We start from the raw sequence: 22,710 nt of genomic DNA, 5'->3' as shown, positions 1-22,710 counted from the left end.
CCGATCGCCGTCAGTGCCGTACGGCATGATGCGTGGCGTGACCGGACGACTGATGCTTCTCGACACCGCCTCGCTGTACTTCCGCGCCTACTTCGGCGTCCCGGACTCCGTGAAGGCGCCGGACGGCACGCCGGTGAACGCCGTGCGCGGGCTGCTGGACTTCATCGACCGGCTGGTCAAGGACCACCGTCCGGACCGGCTGGTGGCCTGCATGGACGCCGACTGGCGGCCGCAGTGGCGGGTCGACCTCATCCCCTCCTACAAGGCGCACCGGGTCGCCGAGGAGCGTGAGGGGGGACCGGACGAGGAGGAGGTGCCGGACACCCTCTCCCCGCAGGTGCCGGTCATCGAGGAGGTACTGGACGCGCTCGGCATCGCCCGGGTCGGTGTCGCGGGTTACGAGGCGGACGACGTGATCGGCACCTTCACCGCGCGCGCCGACGGCCCGGTCGACATCGTCACCGGCGACCGCGACCTCTACCAGCTCGTGGACGACGGGCGCGGGGTGCGGGTGCTGTACCCGCTCAAGGGCGTCGGCACCCTGCAGACGACCGACGAGGCCTGGCTGCGCGAGAAGTACGGGGTGGACGGACCCGGGTACGCGGATCTGGCGCTGCTGCGCGGCGACCCGAGCGACGGCCTGCCGGGGGTGCCGGGTATCGGCGAGAAGACGGCCGCCAAGCTGCTCGCCGAGTTCGGCGACCTGGCCGGGATCATGGCCGCGGTCGACGACCCGAAGGCCAGACTCACGCCGTCGCAGCGCAAGCGGCTGGACGAGGCCCGGCCGTATGTCGCGGTCGCGCCCGAGGTGGTCCGGGTCGCCGGTGACGTACCACTGCCGGAGGTCGACACCCTGCTGCCGAAGGCCCCGCGTGATCCGGCCGGGCTGGACGCGCTGTCGGCGCGCTGGGGGCTGGGCGGTTCGCTGCACCGGCTGCTGGTGACACTCGCCGGGTGACCGCCAAAGCATTGTTCCGGCAAAACACGCTCATCAAGTGTTCATGGGAGAGGTGTTAACTAGGAAGGGAGTGCTAACTTAGGTAAACCTAACCACGGAGCAGGGAGGCCGATCATGGCAGAGCGCCCGGGACGTAAGCCGCGTAAGCCCCATTCCGCCCAGGTGGTACGCACCGAACGACTGACCCCGCACATGCAGCGTGTGGTCCTCGGCGGTGACGGACTGGCCGGCTTCGCCGCGGACACCTGCACCGACCATTACGTGAAGCTCCTGTTCGGACCCGAGGGCGTCACCTACCCGGAGCCCTTCGACCTGGAACGGATCCGCGCCGAGTTCCCCCGTGAGCACTGGCCGGTGACGCGGACCTATACGGTGCGCTCCTGGAATCCCGAACACCGTGAGCTGACCCTGGACTTCGTGGTGCACGGCGACGAGGGGCTCGCAGGCCCCTGGGCGTGCCGTGTCCAGCCGGGCGAGACCGTCCGCTTCATGGGACCCGGCGGTGCCTACGCCCCCGACGCGGACGCCGACTGGCATCTGTTCGCCGGTGACGAGAGCGCGCTGCCCGCGATCGCCCGGGCGCTGGAGTCCCTGCCCGCCGGGGCGAGGACCTTCGCCTTCATCGAGGTGTCCGGCCCCGAGGAGGAGCAGAAGATCGACTCCGATGTCGAGGTCGTCTGGCTGCACCGGGGCGAGCGGCCGGTCGGCGAGGCCCTGGTGGCCGCCGTACGGGCGCTGGAGTTCCCGGAGGGCCGGGTGCACGCCTTCGTCCACGGCGAGGCGAGCTTCGTGAAGGAGCTGCGGGCGATGCTCCGCGTGGAGTGTCAGATCCCGCGTGAGGACCTGTCGATCTCCGGCTACTGGCGCCTGGGTCACAACGAGGACGGCTGGCAGGCCTCCAAGCGCGACTGGAACGCCCGTATCGAGGCGGAGCAGGAGAGCGGCGGCGCGGTCGCCGCGTGAGAAGTGCATGAGGTCGCGGCCCTGTCGAGCGGCGCGGCCCCGAGGCCGGCGGCACCCCGAAGGTGCCGTCGGCCTCCGCCGTCCACGCGGGTCGGTCACACCGACCGCTGGTAGGACCGGAACGTCCTGATCGACAGCCATACGGCGGCGACCGCGAGCGCCAGCAGGGCCCCGCCGCGGCCGAGCACCGCGCCCCAGTCGGGATCCGCCGACATCGCCGAACGGCCCGCCACCATCGCCCAGTTGAGCGGGTTGAAGTCGGCTGTGTGCCGCATCCAGCCCGGCATCTGCGACGGCGCCATGAACGCACTGGACAGGAAGGTGAGCGGCAGCAGCAGGAAGGTGTTGATCCCGATGATCGACTCCCGCTCCCGCACCAGCATGCCGAGCGCGTTGGACAGCGCCCCGAATATGGTGCCGAGCAGCACCGAGGCCACCACCAGGACGGCCGTGCCGGCGATCCCGCCCGGATAGTCGGCGCCGCCCAGCAGGCCGAGCAGCACGATGATCAGCGACTGGCCCGCGGTGACCAGACCGTTGTTCACCACGTTGCCGTTCATCAGCGCGGCCCGGCTGACGGGTGTGGTCAGGAAGCGGTCGAGGGTGCCGCGCTGGATCTCCTCCAACGTGCCCATGCCCGCCCACATGTTGGAGCTGAGGGCGCTCATCACGACCACGCCCGGCACCAGGTAGTCGAGGTAGGAGGTGGTGCCGAAGCCGCCCAGCTCGACGACCTTCTTGAAGAGGTTGCCGAACAGGAACAGCCAGATCACCGGCTGGATCAGGGTGATGATCGCGTACGCGGGCTGGCGGGCGAACACCAGCAGCTGGCGCTGGGTCATGTACCAGGTCTGGGACAGGGCGTTGCTCATCGGGCACCTCCGGCCAGGGCGAGCGAGTCGGCGGTGTCGGCCTCGGCGTAACGGCGGCCCGCGTAGCGCAGATAGACGTCGTCGAGGGAGGGACGGGCGACGGTCGCGGCCACCACGCCGACCCCGGCCCGCTCCAGCGCGGCGAGCAGCGCGGGCATCGCGGCGGCCCCGTCGTCGGCGCGGGCGCTGATCCGGCGGCCGTCGAACAGCGCCTCGTGCACGCCCGGCAGCCCGGTCAGGGCGCCCGCGAGCAGGGTGCGGCCGGCCTCTCCGGGCGCCTCGCGCAGCTCCACATGGACGGCGTCGCCGCGCAGTTCGCCCTTGAGGGAGTCGGGGGTGCCCTCGACCACGACCCGGCCGCGGTCGACGATCGCGATCCGCCCGGCGAGCCGGTCGGCCTCCTCCAGATAGTGCGTGGTCAGCAGGATGGTCAGGCCCTCCTCGCCGGCCAGCCGGCCGATCTCGTCCCACATCGCCGTGCGGGCCTCCGGGTCGAGGCCGGTGGTGGGCTCGTCGAGGAAGAGCACCTCGGGACGGTGGACCAGGCCGAGGGCCACGTCGAGGCGGCGGCGCATACCGCCGGAGTAGCCCTTGACCTGGCGGCCGGCGGCGTCGGCGAGGGTGAAGCGGTCCAGCAGTTCACGGACGCGACGGTCGAGGTCGGCGCCGCGCAGACCGTGGAGCCTGCCCTGGAGCCGGAGGTTCTCCCGGCCGGTGGCGACCGGGTCGGCGCCGGAGTTCTGGGCGACGACCCCGATCGCGCGGCGCACCCGGTCCGGGTGGCGCAGCACGTGGTGGCCGGCCACGGTGGCGGTGCCCGAGTCGGGGCGGGCCAGGGTGGTGAGGATCTTGACGGTGGTGGACTTGCCGGCGCCGTTGGGCCCGAGGAGCCCGAAGACGGTGCCGGGTTCGACGGTGACGTCCATGCCGTTCAGCGCGGTGACGTCACCGGGGTAGGTCTTGATCAGCTGGCGCGCCTGCACTGCGGGCGCACGGGTGCTCATGTCGGCTGCTCTCCTGAGGAAAACGCGAATGATCGCGGATGATCGACGGATGGTCGCGGTTGATCGCGAACGATCCGTGCGATGAGCACCGGGCTATCCTGGGTGTGCCGCACCTCGATGGCCCGGAGCCGCCGCACGGCGGGTTCGGTTCGGGGTTCGAGACCCCGGCCGGGCTGCTGCAACAGCTCAGCCGGGGTCTGCTCTCCAGTGCTGCTCCTCCTGCTACTGCTCCTGCTTCTGCTTCTGCTTCTGCTCGAACTCGGCCTCCAGCTTCAGGTACTTCTCGGGGACCTCCCCCGTCTCATGGAAGTGCCGCCAGTCGACGACACCCGGGAAGCTGCCCTCCGTCAGCTCCGCCAGGAAGCCGCGCACCCACTCGGCCTGCGCCTCGATCATGTGCAACTGGTACTCGGCCTCTATCACGAAGAGCCGGGGCAGGGACTCGCGCAGCTTGTCGAGGCCGCCGCGCAGGCTGGCGGCCTGCACGTCGAGCGTCTTGAGCCGCTCCTCCAGCAGCCGGGCGGCCTCGTCGGGGTGGAGCGCCCCCATCAGCGACAGCGCCGCCTCGAAGACGGGGTACTCCCGCGCGGGCACGGCGACCAGGTCCGAGAGCCACTCGGTCGTCTCCTCGCGCCCGGCCTCGGTGATGCCGTACAGCGTGCGCTCGGGGCGGTTGCCCTGCCGCTCCACGTCCGTCACCTCGACGAAGCCGTGCTTCTCCAGGTTCTGCACGACGGTGTAGAGCGAGCCGTAGTTGATCTTCAGACTCGTGTCCTTGCCGCGTCTGCGCAGGGTCTGGGCGATCTCGTACGGGTGCATCGGCCGCTCGGCGAGCAGCACCATCACGGCGAGCGCCAGGGGGTTGCCCAGCTTGCGGCGCCTGGTCGCCATCGACACCCACCTCGCTCTCCGAGTCGACCTCGTCACCGAATATCCGTGACCGAACATATCGCGAGTCGACCGCACACGTCAATACACACGATGTATCGCGTCTGAGCCACGTCCGCAAGGAGGTGAGGACTTGGGCCCGCCCCGGACACGCCCGCGTGACGCGTCCGAAACAGCGCGTCCCTAATTTCTGTCGCCCGACAGGAAATCCGCCTGACAGGCAGGTACCGCCGTGACGACCACCGACGACCGCCCGCTGAGGGAGACCGACGACCGCTCCCTGGAGGAGTTCGGCTACCGCCAGGAGCTGCACCGCAGCCTCGGCCGGTACGCCTCGTTCGCCGCCGGGTTCTCCTTCATCTCCGTACTGACCACCGTCTTCCAGTTCTTCGCCTTCGGGTACGCGTTCGGCGGCCCGGTCTTCTTCTGGGCCTGGCCGGCCGTACTGATCGGCCAGCTGCTGGTCGCCGCCTGCTTCGCCGAACTGGCCGGGCGCTATCCGATCTCGGGCGCCATCTACCAGTGGTCCTCACGCCTCTCGAACCCGTCCTTCGGCTGGTTCGCCGGCTGGATCATGGTGATCGGGCAGATCGTGGTGGTCGCGGCCGCCGCGCTGGCCCTGCAGATGGTGCTGCCCGCGCTGTGGTCCGGCTTCCAGCTGATCGGCACGGACTCCGCGCCGACCTCGGCCGACGGGGCTGCCAACGCGGCCGTTCTCGGCGTCGTGCTCCTGGTGCTGACCACCCTCGTGAACGTCATGGACAACCGGGTGATGTCCGTGATCAACCGGGTCGGGGTGACCGCCGAGATCATCGGCGCGGTGCTGATCGTCGTGCTGCTGCTCACCCACTCCAAGCGCTCCCCCGGCATCACGTTCCACACCGGGACGGCCGCGGAGGGAGGGCTGCTGGGCGCGCTGCTGGTCGGCTCGTTCACCGCCGCGTACGTGATGATCGGCTTCGACAGCGCGGGAGAGATGAGCGAGGAGACCCACCAGCCGCGGCGGACGGCGCCCCGCACCATCCTCACGGCGCTGACCGCCGCGGGGCTGCTCGGCGGCCTTGTCATCCTCGGCGGGCTGCTCGCCGCGCCCAGCCTCACCGACGGGCACCTGGGGGTCGACGGGCTGAGCTATGTCCTGACCAGCAGCCTCGGGGACGGGGTGGGCCGGGTGCTGCTCGCCGACGTGGTGGTGGCGATCGCGGTGGCGACGCTGGCGATCCAGACGGCGGCCTCCCGGATGCTGTTCTCCATGGCACGGGACGGGCAACTGCCGTTCGCCGACCGGCTGGCGCGGGTGAATCCGCGGACGGGCATGCCGGGGGCGCCGGCCGTGGTGGTGGGGGTGCTGGCGGCGGTGTTGCTGCTGCTCAACTTCGTGTCGCCGGACGCGTTTCTGGCGATCGGGACCACGTGCATCGTGATGCTGTATCTCGCCTACGCGATGGTGACCGGGCCGCTGCTGGTGCGGCGGCTGCGGGGCGAGTTCCGGGTCGAGGGGACGGACGAGACCGGGGCGCCGTTGTTCTCGCTGGGGCGCTGGGGGGCGCCGGTCAACGCTGTCGCGTTGCTGTACGGGCTGGTGATGACCGTGAATCTGGCGTGGCCCCGGGGAGCGGTGTACGACCCGGCTGGGGGGCACTGGTACTTCCGGTGGTTCACCGTGTTGTTCCTGGTCGGGACTGTGGTGGTGGGGGGTGCTTGGCGGCTGGCCCGGGCGGAGTCCCGAGGTGCGGTTGTTGTGCCTGAGGCTGTGGGGTAGTCGGTCGGGTGCGGGCGGATTGTGGCTGGTCGCGCAGTTCCCCGCGCCCCCAAAGGGGGCGCTCCACTTACCCTTGGCTGCAATGAGACGTAAGCGCCCCGCCCCGCCCTCGCCCCTCCCCCAGCGCCAAGGGGTGGACCCCGTTCGGGTGCGGTTGCCCCGCGCCGATCAGTGGGCCACCGTCGGCGCATACCTGGTGGCCCGGCTCTCCGGAGCCGGGCCCGGTGTCGTCGAGAAGATGCTCGACTCGGGGCTCGTCGTGGGCGCCGACGGGCGCCCCGTCCCCGCCCACGCGCCCTACGTCCCCGGCCTCTGTCTCTGGTTCCACCGCGAGCTGCCTCCCGAGGTCCCCGTCCCCTTCCCTCTCGAAGTCGTCCACCGCGACGCCCATGTCGTCGTCGCCGACAAACCGCACTTCCTCGCCACCACCCCCCGCGGCAGTCACGTCACCGAGACCGCTCTCGCCCGGCTGCGGCGGGAGCTGGGGATTCCCGGGCTGGGGGCCGCGCATCGGCTGGACCGGCTGACCGCCGGGCTCGTGCTGTTCACCGTGCGGCCCGAGGAGCGGGGGGCGTACCAGACGCTGTTCGGCGAGCGGCGGGTGCGGAAGGAGTACGAGGCGGTCGCACCGTACGATCCCTCGCTCGCCCTTCCCCGGACCGTGCGCAGTCGCATCCTCAAGGAGCGTGGGGTGCCGGCGGCGCGGGAGGTCGAGGGGGAACCCAACGCGGAGACCGTCGTCGAACTGGTCGAGCGCAGAGGGGACTTGGGGCGGTACCGGCTGACCCCGCGCACCGGGCAGACGCATCAACTGCGGGTCCACATGAACGCGTTGGGTGTGCCGATTCTGGGTGATCCGCTGTATCCGGTCGTGACCGGCCCCGTGCCGGACGGTGACTTCCGGCGTCCGCTGCAACTGCTGGCGCGGCGGCTGGAGTTCACCGATCCGGTCACGGGGGTGGAGCATCGGCTGTGCAGCGGGCGGACGCTGCGGGCCTGGGAGTCGTACGAGAGCTGGGCCGGTCGGTAGTCCGGTCAGTGGCCCAGCCACCAGCGGCGCAGCCTGGGCCAGATGCCGAGCGGCTTGGCCGCGGGCTCCGGTGCGGCCGCGGCGGCGGGTACCGGGCGGGGCTCCGCCGGCTCCGGAGCGGCCGGTGCCGGGCGGACCGTGCCGACCTGCCAGTCGGTGCGCTGGGGCGGGACGAGGGCCGGGCTCGGCATGAGGGTGACGTCCTGCTTCGGCTTCGGGTCGAAGCGCACCGGCAGTTCCACCAGGTGCCGGGACGCGATCGACGCGCGCCAGCGCAACTCCTCCTCCTCGCAGTCGAGCTGGATGTCGGAGAGGCGGGTCAGCAGCTGGTCGACCCCGACGTCGGCGATGGCACGGCCGATGTCCTGGCCGGGGCATTCGTGCGGACCGCCGCCGAAGGCGAGGTGGGAGCGGTTGCCCTGCATGTTGGCGCTCAGGTCGGGGCGGACACGCGGGTCGACGTTGCCCGGGGCGGGTGCGTAGAGCAGTCCGTCGCCCTTGCGGATGCGCTGGCCGCCGAGCTCGGTGTCCTGCTTGGCGAAGTAGGCGAAGACGGTGCTGAACGGCGGCTCGTCCCACAGGGACTGCTCGATCGCCTCCGGCACGGTCATCTGGCCGCCGTTGAGCTGGGCGCGGAAGCCCGGCTCGGTGAGGACCATGCGCAGCGCGTTGGCGAGGAGGTTGGCGGTGGTCTCGTAGGCGGCGATGAGGACGACCCTGAGGTGCTGGGCGACCTCGTCGTCGTTGAGCCGGGCGGGGTGGTTGATGAGGTGGCTGGTGAAGTCGTCCTCGGGCCGGGCCCGGCGGCGGGCGGTGAGCCGGGTCAGGCAGCCCATGACGTACTCGTTGCTGGCGATCGCGGTCTCGGTGCCCTTGAGCATGTCGCGGGCGGCCTCAACGATCCGGTCGTTGTACTCCTCGGGCATGCCGAGCAGTTCGCACATGACCGCCATCGGCAGGTGCTCGGAGTACTGGGAGACCAGTTCGGCGTGGCCCTTCTCGCAGAACTCGTTGACCAGCAGCTGGGTGTAGCGGCCGATGAGCCGGCGGATGCTGCGGTGGTCGATGGTGGTCATGGCACCCATGACGGCCGCGCGCAGCCGCTGGTGCTCGTCGCCCTCGGCGTGGGAGCAGATGGGCTGCCAGGCGATGTGCGGCATGAGCGGGTGGTCGGGCTTGACCATGCCCTCGCGCAGCGGGGTCCAGGTGCGGCTGTCCCGGGTGTAGACGGCGGGGGTGCGGACCATCTGGAGGTTCTCGGTGAGCCCGAGGACGACCCAGACCGGTACGTCGTCGTGGAGCAGGGCGGGGGCCACGGCGCCGTGTTCCTCGCGCAGCGTCTCGTACAGCTCGCCCAGGTGGTCGGCGTCGGCGCCGTAGAGCCGTTGCAGTCCGCCGGGTCCGCGGTCGTGGGCCGGGCAGCCGGGCGGTGGGGCCGGGTCCGTGCCGGCGCCGCTGGGGAAGGGGTATTCAGGCGTCACAGTGATCGCTCCGGAAAGAGGTGTCAGGTGAGCGCGCCGGACATGGCGAGCGAGTGCAGAAAACGCATCAGGGTCATCAGGACGTCACGGCTGGAGGCCCGGCGGCGGGCATCGCACTCGACGATGGGGATCTCGGGCGACAGGTCCAGCGCGGTGCGCAGTTCCTCGACGGGGTAACGGGGCGCGTCCGGGAAGGAGTTGACGGCGACGACGAACGGCACGCCGCGCTCCTCCAGACGCCCCATGACGTCGAAGCTGACCTCCAGGCGCCGGGTGTCGATGAGGACGACCGCACCGAGGGCGCCTTCGAACAGGCCGTTCCACAGGAACCAGAAGCGTTCCTGGCCGGGGGTGCCGAAGAGGTAGAGGACGAGCTGGTCGGTGATGCTGATCCGGCCGAAGTCCATGGCCACCGTGGTGGCGGTCTTGGAGTCGGAGCCGTAGTTGTCGTCGACCCCGATGCCGGCCTGGGTCATGGTCTCCTCGGTGGTCAGCGGCCTGATCTCGCTGACGGAACCGACCATGGTGGTCTTGCCGACTCCGAAGCCGCCCACGATCACGATCTTCACCGCGGCCTGCGCGGTGTGCGGCAGATGGTCCTCGGTGCGGGGGCCGGGGATCGTGTCAGAGCTTTTGAAGTCCATGCATCACCGCTTCGAGGAGTGAACGGTCGGGCACCGCCTGGCGGACGATCGGGGCGCGCGCCGTGACCAGTTCGGCCGTGATCAGCTCGGTGATCAGCGCGGTCATCGCGCTGAACGGCAGATTGAGGTAGGCCGAGAGCTCGGCCACGGACAGGGGGGCGATACAGAGCCGGAGCAGCACCGCCTGTTCCGGGGTGACGGACGGCGGGGCGGCGGCGCGCGCCACGATTAAGGTGACCAGGTCGAGCTCGGCCCGGGCGCCGTCGGCGCCGCTGATGACGTAGAGCCGCTCGGGGTTCTTGTTGTCGCCGTCCTCGTCGCCGTTCTCGGGGGCCGGCAGCGTGGACGGAACCGGTGGCGGCTGGTGTTCCGGCCGGGGCCGGCGCCGTTTGCGTTGCGGAGGAGTCATACGGTCTGCCCGTTCCGCCGGGGCGGACTGGTGAGATGCGCGCCGATCCGGACGACGAGGTCGCGCATCATCTCGCTCATCCGGCCGGGTTCGCAGGTCACGTCGGCGAGTACCGCGAGGTAGGCGTTGGCACCGGCGGACATGAGGTAGAAGTAGCCTCTGTCGATCTCGATGAGGACGAGGTTCATGTCGCCGTTGCTGATGGGGAGTTCCTGGGCGACGGCACTGGCCAGGCTCTGCACGCCCGCGCAGGCCGCGGCGAGCCGGTCGGCGGCGTCGGGGTCGCCGCCGTGCCGGGCGATGCGCAGTCCGTCGGCGGAGAGCACGACGATCATCTCGACGCCCGGTACCCCGTCGGCGAGTTGCTTGAGCATCCAGTCGAAGTTGCCTCGCTGCTGGATCACTTGATGTCCCCCTCGTCGTCGGCGTCGGGGCCGGCCGGGTCGTTGATCAGGTGCAGGTACTTGGTGGGGTTCCGGGTGAAGTCGGTGGGGTGGACACCCGGGTTGTTCTTCTTGAGCCCCTCCCAGAAGGCCTCGACCCAGAGGCCGGGCTCGCGGCGCTCCGGCTCGGGCTTCTCGGGCTCGGGTTCCTTGTGCTGCGACCAGATGGTCGGGTTGCCCTCGCGTTCGGCGCGCTCGATGGCGGCCTGTTCGGCGAGCCGCTGGCTGAGCGGCATCTTCATCCGGCTGCGCCGCTGCGGCAGTCCGCCCGCGGTCCACTCGGTGACCTCGGGGACGTCGTCCTCCATGGAGATCCCGGCGGGGATGCGGGGGCTGGTGGGCCGGCGCTTCTTGGGCGGTCGCTTGGGGCCTTCGAGGGCGCCGAGTTCGGGCTTGGGGATGCCGGTGGCGCCGATGCCGTGGGCGATGCCGGGGGCCGGGTCGGTGGTCATCATGTCGCTGGGCACGATGAGGACGGCCCGGACGCCGCCGTACGCGGAGGCGCGCAGCGAGACGTCCATGTCGTACGTCGTGCAGAGGCGGCCGACGACCGAGAGGCCGAGGCGCGGGTTCTCGCCGAGGACCTGGATGTCCTTGCCCTGCTTGGCCTTCTCCAGCATGCCCTCGATCCGGCCGCGGGCCTCCTCGTTGAGGCTGACGCCGGCGTCCTCGATCTCGATGCACACGCCGGACTGCACCTCGACGGCGGTGACGTGCACCTTGGTGGAGGGCGGCGAGTAGCGGGTGGCGTTGTCGAGGAGTTCGGCGGCCGCGTGGATGAGCGGCTCGACGGAGGTGCCCTTGATGTTGACCTGGCAGATGGAGTGCAGTTCGATGCGCCGGTACTCCAGGATCCGGGACATGGCGCCGCGCAGCACGCTGTAGAGGGCGACGGGGTTGGGCCACTGGCGGCCGGGGCGGCCGCCGCCGAGGACGGAGACCGAGTCGGCGAGGCGTCCGATCAGCGCGGTGCCGTGGTCGATGCGCAGCAGGTCGTCGAAGACCTCGGGGTTGCGGCCGTGGTCCTCCTCCATCTCCCGCAGTTCGTGGGCCTGCTGGTGGACGATGGCCTGGACGCGCCGGGCGACGCTGACGAACGAGCGCTCCAGGGAGTCGCGCTGGAGGTCCTCCTCGTCGACGATGTCGAGCATCGTGCGGATCAGCCGGCGCTGTGTCTCGGGGGCGTGGCGCATCCGGGGGTCGAGGTCGAAGACCTGGCGGATCACCTCTTTGGGCGACTCGCCGGCCTTCAGCCGGTACAGCGCGGTCGGGAAGACCTCTTTGCCGAGGCGGTCGATCTCCTCGTCGCCGGCGTCGAGGCGCCGTTCCAGATACGCACTGTGACGGGCGTGCTCGGCGCGGGCGTCCCGCAGCTTACGGCCGCGGCGCACCGCTTCCGCCGCCGTCGTGAGCACCAGCAGCATGCCGACGGCCCCGCACACGCCGACGGCGGTCCGGGCGGGCCCCGCCACCAGGAGGACGGCGGCGGCGGTCACCGCGGCCATCGCTATGGCGGGCAGCAACAGCACGCGCGCCAGGGAAAGTTCACGGTCCTTGGGAGGCGATTGCACACTCACCATGTATGCCTTCTGAGACGAATCGGCTGGGTGTCGGGGGAGTTCGTGGGGGGAAGGTTCATGGAGCAGTCTGGATCTTCCGTATGTTTGGGAACAGACGCACGAATTCATCTCAACTCGGTGCGCCGCGGGCGAGCTTAGTCCGACCGGATCAACGCCGTGTCATATTCGGCAAGCACCTGAAACCACCCGAAGGACTGGAGTACCCTCGGTCATTTTGCACGCAGGGCATTTGTTCGCACACGTTGCGTGACTAAGTACGGGCGTGCGAAAGTGACTCACCGTGATGGGTGAAACAGGCCCTGCCGGGCCTCAGACGCCCGCGATGCGCAGCGCCGCGTCGGCCGTGGCGCGGGCGAACTCGGGGACCCGGCGCTCCGGTTCGGAGCGGTGGATCAGGATGACGCCCTCGATCAGCCCGAAGACAAGATCGGTCCGCAGTTCCAGCTCACCCTTGGCGAGCGTCCCGCCGGCGGCTGTGGCGGCGATCAACTGCCGGTAGGCGTCCTTGAGTTCGGCCCGTACGGCATGGAAACCGGCGAACCGCTCGGTGCGCACCTCGGGCAGCAGGTAGAGCGCGCCGAGGTTGTGCGGACCGGCGCACAGCAGCTCCACGTCGGCCCGGCACAGCGCCCGCAGCCGCTCCTCGGCCGGTGCCACCTGGTCCGCGAGCAGCTCACGCGCGTAGGCCAGCGACGGGGTGACGGTGGACTCCAGCAGCTCGGCGAGGAGTTCCTCCTTGCCGGAGACGTAGTGGTACATCGACGCCTGCCGCATGCCCGCCCGGTCGGCGACCGCCCGGGTGGTGGTGGCCGCGTATCCGCGGGTGGTGAACAACTCGGCGGCGGCCGCGAGCAGTTCGGCGCGCGGCTCGAGACCGCTGTCCGGCCGCTGCGCGGCCCGCGGCCGGCCGACCCGGCGGCCACTGCTCGTTCCCATGCGTTCGATCCTCGCACATGACCTCGCACGCATGACGTCGCACGGCGATCACGGCGTGCACCCGTATCGAGCCCCCGGTGAGCCCTCGGTAACCGGGCCGGAACGCGACGGCAACGCCGCCGACCCGCCCCGCGCCTAATTTCTGTCGCGCGACAGAAATAGTCCCGAATCCACGGAGCCGGAGGTCGGCGATGGCGACAGCGACCACGTACGGAGCCCGGGCGCATGCCCGCGCCCAGGGGGGCACCCGCGCCGAGGCGATGCCCGTCGTACCGGCCGCCGACTGGCCCGACCCGCCCTGCGAGGCGGGCCACCTGGTGTGGGCCGAGACGGTGGCGGGCGGCAACTACACCCACCGCGTCCTGGCCCGCGGCACCGAGCTGCGGCTGACCGACCCGCACGGCGACGCCTGTGCACACCTCCTGCTGTTCGTCGCCGACCGCCCCTGGGAGCGGCTGAACGTCGCCGACACGGTCAAGGTCCAGTGGAACGCCTACCTGGGCGAGGGCGTACTGCTCCTGTCCGACCAGGGCCGGGTGCTGGCCTCCGTGGTCGCCGACACCTCCGGCCGGCACGACGCCCTGTGCGGCACCTCCACTCTCGTCCGCAACACCGACCGCTACGGCGACGGCACCCCGCAGTCGCCCTCCCCCGCCGGACGCGAGCTGTTCAAGCTGGCCGCCGCCAAGAACGGTCTGGAACCGCGCGACCTGCCGCCGTCCCTGTCGTTCTTCCAGGGCGTGGAGGTGCGCGAGGACGGCACGCTGGACTTCACCGGCTCGACCGGGCCCGGCGGCAGCGTCACGCTCCGCGCCGAGCAGGACCTGACCGTGCTGATCGCCAACGTCCCGCACCCGGCCGACCCGCGCCCCGACTACGTCAGCACCCCCCTGGAGGTCCTGGCCTGGCGCGCCGCCCCCACCCCACCGGGCGACCCCATCTGGGAAGACACCCCCGAGGGCCGCCGCGCCTTCCTCAACACCGCCGAATTCCTCGCCGCGAGGGGGCTCGCATGAGCACGAGCACGCAGACCGTCGTCGTCCCGGCCCGTGCCGCCTGGTCCTCCGTGATCCGCGCGGGCGACACCCTCACCATCACCGACCTGCACGGCAACCAGGCCGTCGACTTCCTCGTCTACGACGCCCACGACACGTCCGTCCGCTACAGCGCCCCGGACACGATCCACGCCCAGGGCAACATCTTCCTCACCACCGGCAGCGTGCTGCTCTCCAACGAGCACACCTCGCTGATGACCGTCATCGAGGACACGGTCGGCCGGCACGACACGGTCGGCGGCGCCTGCTCCAAGGAGTCCAACACCCTGCGCTACGGCCACCACACCTGGTCCCAGCACGCCTGCGTGGACAACTTCCTCGCGGAGGGCGCCCGGCACGGCCTCGGCAAGCGCGACCTGGTCTCGAACATCAACTGGTACATGAACGTGCCCGTCGAGAAGGACGGCACCCTCGGCATCGTCGACGGCATCTCCGCCCCGGGCCTGAAGCTGACCCTGCGCGCCGAACGGGACGTCCTGGTCCTCGTCTCCAACTGCCCCCAGATCAACAACCCCTGCAACGGCTTCGACCCGACCGCCGTGGAGATGACGATCACCGGAGCCGCGGGATGACCTTCGACACCCTCCTCGTCGCCAACCGTGGCGAGATCGCCGTCCGCGTCATCCGCACCGCCCGCGAACTGGGCCTGCGCACGATCGCCGTCTACTCCGACCCCGACCGCTCCGCACCCCACGTACGGCTCGCCGACGAGGCGGTACGGCTCGGCCCGGCCCCGGCGAAGGAGTCGTACCTCGACGCCGACCTGGTCCTGAAGGCGGCCAAGGACACCGGCGCGGGCGCGATCCACCCCGGCTACGGCTTCCTGTCCGAGGACGCCGAGTTCGCCCGGCGCTGCGAGGAGGCCGGGATCGTGTTCGTGGGTCCGGCCCCGGAGCAGCTGGAGCTGTTCGGCGCGAAGCACACGGCACGGGCGGCGGCGGAAGCGGCCGGGGTGCCCCTCGCGCCGGGGACCGGCCTCCTCCCTGACCTGGACACGGCCCTGCGGGAGGCGGCGGCCATCGGCTATCCCGTCATGCTCAAGGCCACCGGCGGTGGCGGCGGTATCGGTATGTCGGCCTGTCGATCCGCCGACGAGCTGACCGAGGCCTGGGAACGCGTCCAGCGGGTCGCCGCCGCCTCCTTCTCCTCCGCCGGGGTCTTCCTGGAACGCCTGGTCGAGCACGCCCGCCATGTCGAGGTCCAGGTCTTCGGGGACGGCGAGGGCAGGGTCGTCACCCTCGGCGACCGGGACTGCTCGCTCCAGCGCCGCAACCAGAAGGTGGTCGAGGAGGCCCCGGCCCCCGGCCTCCCCCCTCATGTACGCAGGCAACTCGCCGACTCCGCACGCGACCTGTGCGCCTCCGTCGGCTACCGCTCCGCGGGCACGGTCGAGTTCGTGTACGACGCGGCCCGCGAGGAGGCCTACTTCCTGGAGGTCAACACCCGCCTCCAGGTGGAGCATCCGGTCACCGAGGAGATCTACGGCGTCGACCTGGTCGCCTGGATGCTGCGCCTGGCGAGGGGCGAGAGGGACGTCGTCCGCGACCCCGGCCAACCGCGCGGTCACGCCGTCGAGGCCCGCGTCTACGCCGAGGACCCCTCCCGTGAACACCGGCCCAGCGCGGGCCTGTTGACGAGGGTGGAGTTCCCGCCGGGGGTCCGGGTCGACGGCTGGGTGGAGTCCGGCACCGAGGTGACGACGTCGTACGACCCGATGCTCGCCAAGGTGATCGCGTACGGCCCCGACCGCGCCCAGGCGCTGCGGAAGCTGGACGAGGCGCTCGCCGGCACCCGCGTGGACGGCATCGAGACGAACCTCGGCCTGGTGCGCGCGGCGCTGTCCGACCCCGGTTTCCGTGCCGCCGCCCACTCCACGGCGACCCTCGCCACGGTCACCGACCCCACCCCCCGTATCGAGGTCGTCACCGCGGGCACGCTCACCACGGTCCAGGACTGGCCGGGCCGCACCGGCTACTGGCAGGTCGGCGTCCCCCCGTGCGGTCCCATGGACGACCGCTCCTTCCGCCTCGGCAACCGCGCCCTGGGCAACCCGGAGGGCGCCCCCGGCCTCGAATGCACCCTCCAGGGCCCGGACCTGCGCTTCACCCACCCCACGACGGTCTGTGTGACCGGCGCCCCGGCTCCCGTGACGGTCGACGGCACGCCGGTCGCGCAGTGGGAGCCGGTGACGGTCCCGGCCGGCGCCCTGCTGCGGATCGGCGCCCCTTCCGGACAGGGGCTGCGCACCTACGTCCTCTTCGCCGGCGGTGGCCTGGACGTCCCGGCCTTCCTCGGCAGCGCGAGCACCTTCACACTCGGCCGGTTCGGCGGCCACGGCGGCCGGGCGCTGCGGACGGGCGACGTCCTGCACGGCGGAGCCGTGACCGAAGGCGAACCGGTCGCCGAACGCCCGCACTTCACCGCCGACTGGCAGCTCGCGGCCGTCGAGGGCCCCCATGCCGCCCCGGAGTTCTTCACCGAGGACGACATCCGCGAGTTCTACGCGGCCGAGTGGAAGGTGCACTTCAACTCGGCCCGCACCGGAGTCCGCCTGGTCGGCCCCAAGCCGCGCTGGGCCCGCACCGACGGCGGCGAGGCGGGCCTGCACCCGTCCAACATCCACGACACCCCGTACTCGGTCGGCGCCGTCGACTACACCGGCGACATGCCGGTCCTGCTCGGCCCCGACGGCCCCTCCCTCGGCGGCTTCGTGTGCCCGGCGACCGTCCTGAGCGGCGAACGCTGGAAACTGGGCCAGCTCCGCCCCGGCGACACGGTCCGCTTCACCCCGGTCGACGTGACGGGCGCGCCCCGCCCCGAGATCCTCGACGGCGGCGTCCTGGCCCACGACGGGGACGTGACGTACCGCCGCAGCGGCGACGACAACCTGCTGGTCGAGTTCGGCCCGATGCAGCTGGACCTGGCGCTGCGCATGCGGGTCCACGCGCTGATGGAGGCGGTGACGGCGGCGGCCCTGCCCGGGGTCACGGACCTCACCCCCGGCATCCGCTCCCTCCAGATCCGGACGGACCCGGCCGTCCTCCCCCTGCGCGAACTCCTGCCCGCCGTACGGGAGATCGTGCGGGCACTGCCGGCCACCGACGAACTCGTCGTCCCCTCCCGCACGGTCCACCTCCCCCTCTCCTGGGACGACCCGGCGACCCGCGAGGCGATCGCCCGCTACATGGCGGGAGTCCGCGACGACGCCCCCTGGTGCCCGTGGAACATCGAGTTCATCCGCCGGATCAACGGCCTGGACTCGGTCGAGGACGTCTACCGCACGGTCTTCGACGCGGAGTACCTGGTCCTGGGCCTGGGCGACGTGTATCTGGGCGCCCCGGTCGCCACCCCGCTCGACCCGCGCCACCGCCTGGTCACCACCAAGTACAACCCGGCCCGCACCTGGACCGCCGAGAACTCCGTCGGCATCGGCGGCGCCTATCTGTGCGTCTACGGCATGGAGGGCCCGGGCGGCTACCAGTTCGTGGGCCGTACGACCCAGGTGTGGTCGGGCTGGCAGCAGCGCGGCGCGTTCGAGCCGGGCTCGCCGTGGCTGCTGCGCTTCTTCGACCGGATCAGGTGGTATCCGGTGTCGGCGGACGAACTCCTCGACCTGCGGGCCGACATCACGTCCGGCCGGTTCGTGCCGCGCATCGAGGAGGGGACGTTCTCGCTGGCCGAGTACGAGTCCTTCCTCACCGAACAGGCGGATCCGATCGCCACGTTCAGGACCCGCCAGCAGGCGGCCTTCGCGGCGGAACGCGACGCGTGGGAGGCGGCGGGCGAGTTCACGAGGGCGGAGGCGGCCACGGCCCCCGCCGCCCCGCCGGCCGAGGTGACGGTCCCGCCGGGCGGCCGCCTGATAGAGGCCGAGTTCGCCGCCTCCGTCTGGCAGCTGAACGTACGGCCGGGCGACGAGGTGACGACCGGCCAGCCCCTGATCGCCCTGGAGGCGATGAAGATGGAGTCCAGGGTGCACGCGCCGATGACCGGCGTGGTGACGGAGATCCTGGCGAGGCCCGGCGACCAGGTGGAGGCGGGGACGGCCCTGCTCGTCCTGGCGCCGACCGCGAACTGACCGACAGGAGCAAGACCATGTCCAGCACCGTCTCCCGTGTCCGTGCCGCCTACGCGCGCATCGAGGCGGTCGACCGCCCCGAGATCTGGATCGACCTGCGCCCACGGGAGGAGGTCGAGACGGAGGCCCGTGCCGTCGACGAGCGCGTGGCGGCGGGCGAGCGACTCCCCCTCGCCGGGCGCCTGTTCGCCGCCAAGGGCAACATCGACGTACACGGGCTGCCCACGACGGCGGGCTGCCCGGCGTACGCCTACGAACCGGAGGCCGACGCCCCGGTGGTGGCCCGGCTGCGCGCGGCCGGCGCGATCGCCCTCGGCACGACCAACCTCGACCAGTTCGCGACCGGCCTGGTGGGCACCCGCTCCCCGTACGGCGCGGTGCGGGGCGCTATCGATCCGGCCAGGATCAGCGGCGGCTCCAGTTCCGGCTCGGCCGTGGCCGTGGCCCTGGGGATCGTCGATCTCGCCCTCGGCACGGACACGGCGGGCTCGGGCCGGATCCCGGCGGCCTTCAACGGCATCGTCGGTCTGAAGCCGACCCGGGGCCTGGTGCCGACGGCCGGTGTCGTCCCGGCGTGCGCCTCGATCGACTGCGTGACGGTGTTCGCCCGCACGCTCCCGGAGGCGGAGGAGGCGCTGCGCCATGTCACCTGCCCCCCGGACCGCCCCCTCCCGTCCCTCCCCCAGCGGGCGCCGGGCCCGTGGCGGATCGCGGTCCCGCCGCTCGCCCAGCTCGGCGAGCTGGACGAGGGCTGGGCGGAGGCCTACGAGGCGGCGGTGGCCCGCCTGACCGCCGCGGGCGCCTCGATCCGCCCCCTCGACCTGACCCCCTTCACCGAGGCGGCGGCGATGCTCTACGAGGGCGCGTTCGTGGCCGAGCGCTACACCGCGGTAGGCGCGTTTGTCGACAAGTTGATCTCATCCGGCGGTGAGGGTCTGGACCCGACGGTCACGGGCATCATCACCCGGGCCCGCGACATCCCCGCGCACCGGCTCTTCACGGACCAGGACCGCCTGGCGGGGTTGCGCGCCCGCGCCCTGGCCGAGCTCTCCGACGCGGACGCCCTGCTCCTGCCGACGGCCCCCGGCCACCCCACCCTGGCCGAGGTGGCGGCGGACCCCCTGGGCGCCAACGCCCGGCTGGGCCGCTTCACCAACTCCACGAACCTCTTCGACCTGGCGGCGGTGGCGGTCCCGGCGGGTGAGGTGAACGGCCTCCCGTTCGGCGTGATGCTGATCGGCCCGGCGTTCACGGACGAACGCCTGGCCACGATCGCCCGCTCCCTGGAGCCGAGGGTGAGCCTGGCGGTACTGGGCGCCCACCTGACGGGCCAGCCCCTGAACCCACAGCTCCTGGCCCTGGGAGCGGTACTGGACCGCACCACGACAACGGCACCGGCGTACCGCTGCTACGCGCTGCGGACGACCCCGCCCAAGCCGGGCCTGGTCCACGTCGACGAGGGCGGCGCGGCGATCGAGGCGGAGGTGTGGAGCCTTCCCCCCGAGGGCCTGGGCCGCCTGCTCGCCACGCTCCCCCGCCCGATGACCCTGGGCAGCGTGGAACTGGCGGACGGCACAACCGCCCCCGGCTTCCTGTGCGAACCGAGCGCACTGACAGACGCCGAGGACATCACACGGTACGGAGGCTGGCGAGCCTTCTTGAAAGAGGCCTAGAACAAGCGCCCCGTCAGGGGCGCGGGGAACTGCGCGACCAGCCACAACGCACCCGCGCCCGCCAACGAATCCATCACCCCACCGACGAGTAGGCCACAACCCCCCGCAGCACCAGATCAACCGCCTTACGCGCAGTCTTCCCCACGGTCGAGCCCTCCACAGGAGAAGCCGCGGAGATCTGCCCCAGCACGTCGATCACCTGCTTGCACCACCGCACGAAGTCCCCGGCCGGCATCTCCGCCTCCCGCAGCACCTCGTCCAGCCCCATCCCGGAGGCCCACATGTACGCGGCCCAGGCGAAGCCGAGGTCCGGTTCCCGCTGTCCGACTCCCTCGGTCTGCGTGATCCGGAACTCCTCCTCGAGCGCGTCCAGCCGCCCCCAGATCCGCACCATCTCGCCGAGCGCGGCCTTGGCCTTCCCGGAGGGCAGCTTCGGCGCCATGTCGTCGTCCCCGACCCGGGCCTCGTACACCAACGCGGAGACGCAGGCGGCGAGTTCGGCGGGGCCGAGTCCCTCCCAGACACCGGCGCGCAGGCATTCGCTGGCGAGCAGATCCAGCTCGCCGTACAGCCGCGCGAGCCGCTTTCCGTGCTCGGTGACCTCGTCCCCGCGCAGGTAGTCCAGTTCGGTCAGCAGTGCCACGATCCGGTCGAAGGTGCGGGCGATGGTGTTGGTCCGCCCCTCGATGCGCCGCTCCAGCTGCGAGGTGTCCCGGATCAGCCGGTGATAGCGCTCGGCCCAACGGGCGTGGTCCTCGCGGTCGTTGCACCCGTGGCAGGGATGGGCCCGGATCGCGGTCCGCAGCCGTGCGATCTCGCGGTCGTCGGCCGCCTGCGACCGCTTCTTGCGGGCCCGCTCCGGCGGAATGTGCCCGGCCTTGGTGCGCAGCGCGGACGCGAGGTCCCGACGGGACTGCGGGGAGCGGGGGTTGAAGGACTTGGGGATCCGCATCCGCTCCAACGCCTCGACGGGCACCGGGAAGTCGATCGACGCCAGCCGCTTGACCTGCCGTTCGGCGGTCAGTACCAGCGGCCGCGGCCCGTCGTGCTGCTCGAAGCCGCGGTGGCCGTTGGACCGCCCGGCGGGCAGCCCGGGGTCCAGCACCAGCGCAAGCCCTGCGTACTTGCCGGTCGGGACGTGGATGACGTCGCCCGGCTTGAGCTTCTCCAGTGCTATGGCGGCCTCGGCGCGCCGCTGGGCCATGCCCTGCCGGGCCAGTTCGGTCTCCCGGTCCTTCAGCTCGCGCCGCAGCCGCGCGTACTCGTCGAAGTCGCCGAGGTGGCAGGTCATGGACTCCTTGTAGCCGGCGAGTCCTTCCTCGTTGCGCTGCACCTGACGGGAGATCCCGACGACCGACTTGTCCGCCTGGAACTGTGCGAACGACGTCTCCAGCAGTTCGCGCGAGCGGTGCCGCCCGAACTGCTCGACGAGGTTGACGGCCATGTTGTACGACGGCTTGAAGCTGGACCGCAGCGGATACGTCCGCGTGCCGGCGAGTCCGGCCAGGTGCTCGGGGCTCATCGCGCGCTGCCACAGCACCACGGCGTGGCCCTCGACGTCGATGCCGCGCCGGCCCGCACGGCCCGTCAGCTGGGTGTACTCGCCGGGCGTGATGTCGGCGTGCTGCTCGCCGTTCCACTTGACGAGCTTCTCCAACACCACCGAGCGTGCGGGCATGTTGATGCCGAGTGCGAGGGTCTCGGTGGCGAACACGGCCTTGACCAGGCCGCGTACGAAGAGTTCCTCGACGACTTCCTTGAAGGTCGGGAGCATGCCCGCGTGGTGGGCGGCGATGCCGCGCTCCAGGCCCTCCAGCCATTCGTAGTAGCCGAGGACGTGCAGGTCCTCCGGCGGGATCGACGCCGTGCGCTCCTCGACGAGGGCACGCACCTTCTCCCGCGCCTCGTCGTCGTTGAGCCGCAGTCCGGCGTGCAGGCACTGCTGGACGGCGGCTTCGCAGGCGGCGCGGCTGAAGATGAAGGTGATGGCGGGCAGCAGGCCCTCGTTGTCGAGCCGTTCGATGACTTCGGGGCGGCCCGGCGTCCACACCCGGGAACGCTGCCGGCGCTCGCGCTCCCGGTCGGCCTCGCGCATGGCACGGCCGCGTCTGCGGTCCTGGTACGACGGTCTGGTGGCCTCCATCCGGGCCAGCCGGGCGAGGTCGGGGTTGACGGCCTTCTTGTGGCCCTCACCCTCCTCGAACAGGTCGTACATCCGGCGTCCGGCGAGCACGTGCTGGAACAGCGGCACGGGCCGGTGTTCGGAGACGATGACCTGGGTGTCGCCGCGGACGGTGTCGAGCCAGTCGCCGAACTCCTCGGCGTTGGACACGGTGGCCGACAGGGACACCAGGGTCACGGACTCCGGGAGATGGATGATCACCTCTTCCCAGACGGCGCCTCGGAAGCGGTCGGAGAGGTAGTGGACCTCGTCCATGACCACGTAGCCGAGGCCGATGAGGGTCTGCGAGCCCGCGTACAGCATGTTCCGCAGGACCTCGGTGGTCATGACGACCACGGCGGCGTCCGGGTTGATGCTGTTGTCGCCGGTGAGCAGGCCGACCATGCCGTCGCCGTAGCGGCGGCACAGGTCGGCGTACTTCTGGTTCGACAGCGCCTTGATGGGTGTCGTGTAGAAGCACTTCTTGCCCTGCATGAGGGCGAGGTGGACGGCGAACTCGCCCACGATCGTCTTGCCGGAGCCGGTGGGGGCGGCCACCAGTACGCCCTTCCCGGCTTCGAGCGCCTGGCAGGCCTCGATCTGGAAGGGGTCGAGGCCGAAGTCGTACATCTCGCGGAAAGACGCGAGCGCGGTGGCCTGCTCGGCGGCCCGCCTGCGGGCCGCCGCATACCGCTCGGCCGGTGAGAGGTCCTCTGTCATCGTGCTTTCGAGCGTACCGGTCCCCACTGACAACAGGACGATCATTATCCGGA

The 22,710-nt window shown here is 71.3% G+C and carries 18 protein-coding genes; 8 read left to right on the top strand and 10 right to left on the bottom strand.

Going from position 1 to position 22,710, the window contains the following annotated elements; genetic code table 11:
- The first annotated feature begins 28 nt into the window (after positions 1-28).
- Together AB0D85_RS11505 and AB0D85_RS11500 are read left to right on the top strand one after the other, a co-directional pair.
- Entirely contained in the window at positions 29-958 is a 930-nt protein-coding gene (locus AB0D85_RS11505) for a 5'-3' exonuclease (protein ID WP_362317254.1), read from the top strand.
- A 114-nt stretch (positions 959-1,072) separates the two neighbouring features.
- Positions 1,073-1,921: a siderophore-interacting protein gene (locus AB0D85_RS11500; protein ID WP_362317251.1), complete on the top strand. Its 849-nt coding sequence runs from the start codon at positions 1,073-1,075 to the stop codon at positions 1,919-1,921.
- Between the two features lie 95 nt (positions 1,922-2,016).
- Here the strand turns inward: AB0D85_RS11500 and AB0D85_RS11495 are convergent, their stop codons facing one another.
- The 3 genes from AB0D85_RS11495 to AB0D85_RS11485 form a co-directional block, all read right to left on the bottom strand.
- The gene (locus tag AB0D85_RS11495; RefSeq protein ID WP_362317248.1) at positions 2,017-2,793 is read right to left on the bottom strand and encodes an ABC transporter permease; all 777 of its coding nucleotides are present in this window, start codon (positions 2,791-2,793) and stop codon (positions 2,017-2,019) included.
- Entirely contained in the window at positions 2,790-3,797 is a 1,008-nt protein-coding gene (locus tag AB0D85_RS11490; RefSeq protein ID WP_362317245.1) for an ATP-binding cassette domain-containing protein, read from the bottom strand. The genes AB0D85_RS11495 and AB0D85_RS11490 overlap by 4 nt, the downstream gene beginning before the upstream one ends.
- A gap of 222 nt (positions 3,798-4,019) precedes the next feature.
- Complete coding sequence (locus AB0D85_RS11485; RefSeq protein WP_362317242.1) at positions 4,020-4,688, bottom strand: PadR family transcriptional regulator; 669 nt, start codon at positions 4,686-4,688, stop codon at positions 4,020-4,022.
- 229 nt (positions 4,689-4,917) lie between these two features.
- Here AB0D85_RS11485 and AB0D85_RS11480 point away from each other — a divergent pair, with 229 nt between their 5' ends.
- Together AB0D85_RS11480 and AB0D85_RS11475 are read left to right on the top strand one after the other, a co-directional pair.
- Positions 4,918-6,447 (top strand): amino acid permease, encoded by a 1,530-nt coding sequence (locus AB0D85_RS11480; RefSeq protein ID WP_362317239.1) that lies wholly within the window; start codon positions 4,918-4,920, stop codon positions 6,445-6,447.
- An 82-nt stretch (positions 6,448-6,529) separates the two neighbouring features.
- The gene (locus AB0D85_RS11475) at positions 6,530-7,477 is read left to right on the top strand and encodes an RluA family pseudouridine synthase (protein WP_362317236.1); all 948 of its coding nucleotides are present in this window, start codon (positions 6,530-6,532) and stop codon (positions 7,475-7,477) included.
- A 5-nt stretch (positions 7,478-7,482) separates the two neighbouring features.
- Here the strand turns inward: AB0D85_RS11475 and AB0D85_RS11470 are convergent, their stop codons facing one another.
- The 6 genes from AB0D85_RS11470 to AB0D85_RS11445 all read right to left on the bottom strand — a co-directional run bounded on the left by AB0D85_RS11470 (position 7,483) and on the right by AB0D85_RS11445 (position 12,970).
- Positions 7,483-8,958, bottom strand: coding sequence for a cytochrome P450 (locus AB0D85_RS11470; protein WP_362317233.1), 1,476 nt, complete (start codon positions 8,956-8,958; stop codon positions 7,483-7,485).
- Positions 8,959-8,981: 23 nt separating this feature from the next.
- Complete coding sequence (locus AB0D85_RS11465; RefSeq protein ID WP_362317231.1) at positions 8,982-9,602, bottom strand: ATP/GTP-binding protein; 621 nt, start codon at positions 9,600-9,602, stop codon at positions 8,982-8,984.
- A complete protein-coding gene (locus AB0D85_RS11460; protein ID WP_362317228.1) occupies positions 9,583-10,011 on the bottom strand; it encodes a DUF742 domain-containing protein in 429 nt (142 codons plus the stop codon). The genes AB0D85_RS11465 and AB0D85_RS11460 overlap by 20 nt, the downstream gene beginning before the upstream one ends.
- A complete protein-coding gene (locus tag AB0D85_RS11455; protein WP_089103096.1) occupies positions 10,008-10,415 on the bottom strand; it encodes a roadblock/LC7 domain-containing protein in 408 nt (135 codons plus the stop codon). Before AB0D85_RS11455 ends, AB0D85_RS11460 begins: the two co-directional genes overlap by 4 nt.
- Positions 10,412-12,034: an ATP-binding protein gene (locus AB0D85_RS11450; RefSeq protein ID WP_362317224.1), complete on the bottom strand. Its 1,623-nt coding sequence runs from the start codon at positions 12,032-12,034 to the stop codon at positions 10,412-10,414. The genes AB0D85_RS11455 and AB0D85_RS11450 overlap by 4 nt, the downstream gene beginning before the upstream one ends.
- A 309-nt stretch (positions 12,035-12,343) precedes the next feature.
- Positions 12,344-12,970 carry a helix-turn-helix domain-containing protein gene (locus AB0D85_RS11445; RefSeq protein WP_362317221.1) on the bottom strand — a complete coding sequence of 209 codons (627 nt, stop codon included), beginning with the start codon at positions 12,968-12,970 and terminating at the stop codon, positions 12,344-12,346.
- A gap of 191 nt (positions 12,971-13,161) precedes the next feature.
- Between AB0D85_RS11445 and AB0D85_RS11440 the strand changes: the two genes are divergently transcribed.
- Genes AB0D85_RS11440 through atzF form a run of 4 tightly spaced genes read left to right on the top strand, consistent with a single transcriptional unit; the run spans position 13,162 to position 19,776 of the window.
- On the top strand, positions 13,162-13,986 hold the full coding sequence (locus AB0D85_RS11440) for an urea amidolyase associated protein UAAP1 (protein WP_362317218.1): 825 nt from the start codon (positions 13,162-13,164) through the stop codon (positions 13,984-13,986).
- Positions 13,983-14,597: an urea amidolyase associated protein UAAP2 gene (locus AB0D85_RS11435; RefSeq protein WP_362317215.1), complete on the top strand. Its 615-nt coding sequence runs from the start codon at positions 13,983-13,985 to the stop codon at positions 14,595-14,597. Before AB0D85_RS11440 ends, AB0D85_RS11435 begins: the two co-directional genes overlap by 4 nt.
- On the top strand, positions 14,594-18,103 hold the full coding sequence (locus AB0D85_RS11430) for a 5-oxoprolinase/urea amidolyase family protein (protein WP_362317212.1): 3,510 nt from the start codon (positions 14,594-14,596) through the stop codon (positions 18,101-18,103). The genes AB0D85_RS11435 and AB0D85_RS11430 overlap by 4 nt, the downstream gene beginning before the upstream one ends.
- 17 nt (positions 18,104-18,120) lie before the next feature.
- A complete protein-coding gene (atzF, locus tag AB0D85_RS11425) occupies positions 18,121-19,776 on the top strand; it encodes an allophanate hydrolase (protein WP_362317210.1) in 1,656 nt (551 codons plus the stop codon).
- Positions 19,777-19,849: 73 nt separating this feature from the next.
- On the opposite strand, the gene AB0D85_RS11420 is transcribed toward atzF, so the two are convergent.
- The gene (locus AB0D85_RS11420; RefSeq protein WP_362317207.1) at positions 19,850-22,702 is read right to left on the bottom strand and encodes a DEAD/DEAH box helicase; all 2,853 of its coding nucleotides are present in this window, start codon (positions 22,700-22,702) and stop codon (positions 19,850-19,852) included.
- Between the last annotated feature and the right edge of the window lie 8 nt (positions 22,703-22,710).

Source organism: Streptomyces sp. NPDC048277, from assembly GCF_040652235.1.
Lineage (GTDB): Bacteria > Actinomycetota > Actinomycetes > Streptomycetales > Streptomycetaceae > Streptomyces.
Note: the sequence above shows the minus strand (reverse complement) of the source record. Positions and strands in the feature narration are given on the sequence as shown.

Excerpts from the sequence above, each read along its gene's own strand:
- AB0D85_RS11490 (WP_362317245.1), bottom strand. The coding sequence starts at position 3,797 with ATGAGCACCCGTGCGCCCGCAGTGCAGGCGCGCCAGCTGATCAAGACC.
- AB0D85_RS11420 (WP_362317207.1), bottom strand. The coding sequence starts at position 22,702 with ATGATCGTCCTGTTGTCAGTGGGGACCGGTACGCTCGAAAGCACGATG.
- AB0D85_RS11430 (WP_362317212.1), top strand. The coding sequence starts at position 14,594 with ATGACCTTCGACACCCTCCTCGTCGCCAACCGTGGCGAGATCGCCGTC.
- AB0D85_RS11475 (WP_362317236.1), top strand. The coding sequence starts at position 6,530 with ATGAGACGTAAGCGCCCCGCCCCGCCCTCGCCCCTCCCCCAGCGCCAA.
- atzF (WP_362317210.1), top strand. The coding sequence starts at position 18,121 with ATGTCCAGCACCGTCTCCCGTGTCCGTGCCGCCTACGCGCGCATCGAG.
- AB0D85_RS11435 (WP_362317215.1), top strand. The coding sequence starts at position 13,983 with ATGAGCACGAGCACGCAGACCGTCGTCGTCCCGGCCCGTGCCGCCTGG.
- AB0D85_RS11460 (WP_362317228.1), bottom strand. The coding sequence starts at position 10,011 with ATGACTCCTCCGCAACGCAAACGGCGCCGGCCCCGGCCGGAACACCAG.
- AB0D85_RS11450 (WP_362317224.1), bottom strand. The coding sequence starts at position 12,034 with ATGGTGAGTGTGCAATCGCCTCCCAAGGACCGTGAACTTTCCCTGGCG.
- AB0D85_RS11495 (WP_362317248.1), bottom strand. The coding sequence starts at position 2,793 with ATGAGCAACGCCCTGTCCCAGACCTGGTACATGACCCAGCGCCAGCTG.
- AB0D85_RS11445 (WP_362317221.1), bottom strand. The coding sequence starts at position 12,970 with ATGGGAACGAGCAGTGGCCGCCGGGTCGGCCGGCCGCGGGCCGCGCAG.
- AB0D85_RS11505 (WP_362317254.1), top strand. The coding sequence starts at position 29 with ATGCGTGGCGTGACCGGACGACTGATGCTTCTCGACACCGCCTCGCTG.
- AB0D85_RS11465 (WP_362317231.1), bottom strand. The coding sequence starts at position 9,602 with ATGGACTTCAAAAGCTCTGACACGATCCCCGGCCCCCGCACCGAGGAC.
- AB0D85_RS11485 (WP_362317242.1), bottom strand. The coding sequence starts at position 4,688 with ATGGCGACCAGGCGCCGCAAGCTGGGCAACCCCCTGGCGCTCGCCGTG.
- AB0D85_RS11440 (WP_362317218.1), top strand. The coding sequence starts at position 13,162 with ATGGCGACAGCGACCACGTACGGAGCCCGGGCGCATGCCCGCGCCCAG.
- AB0D85_RS11500 (WP_362317251.1), top strand. The coding sequence starts at position 1,073 with ATGGCAGAGCGCCCGGGACGTAAGCCGCGTAAGCCCCATTCCGCCCAG.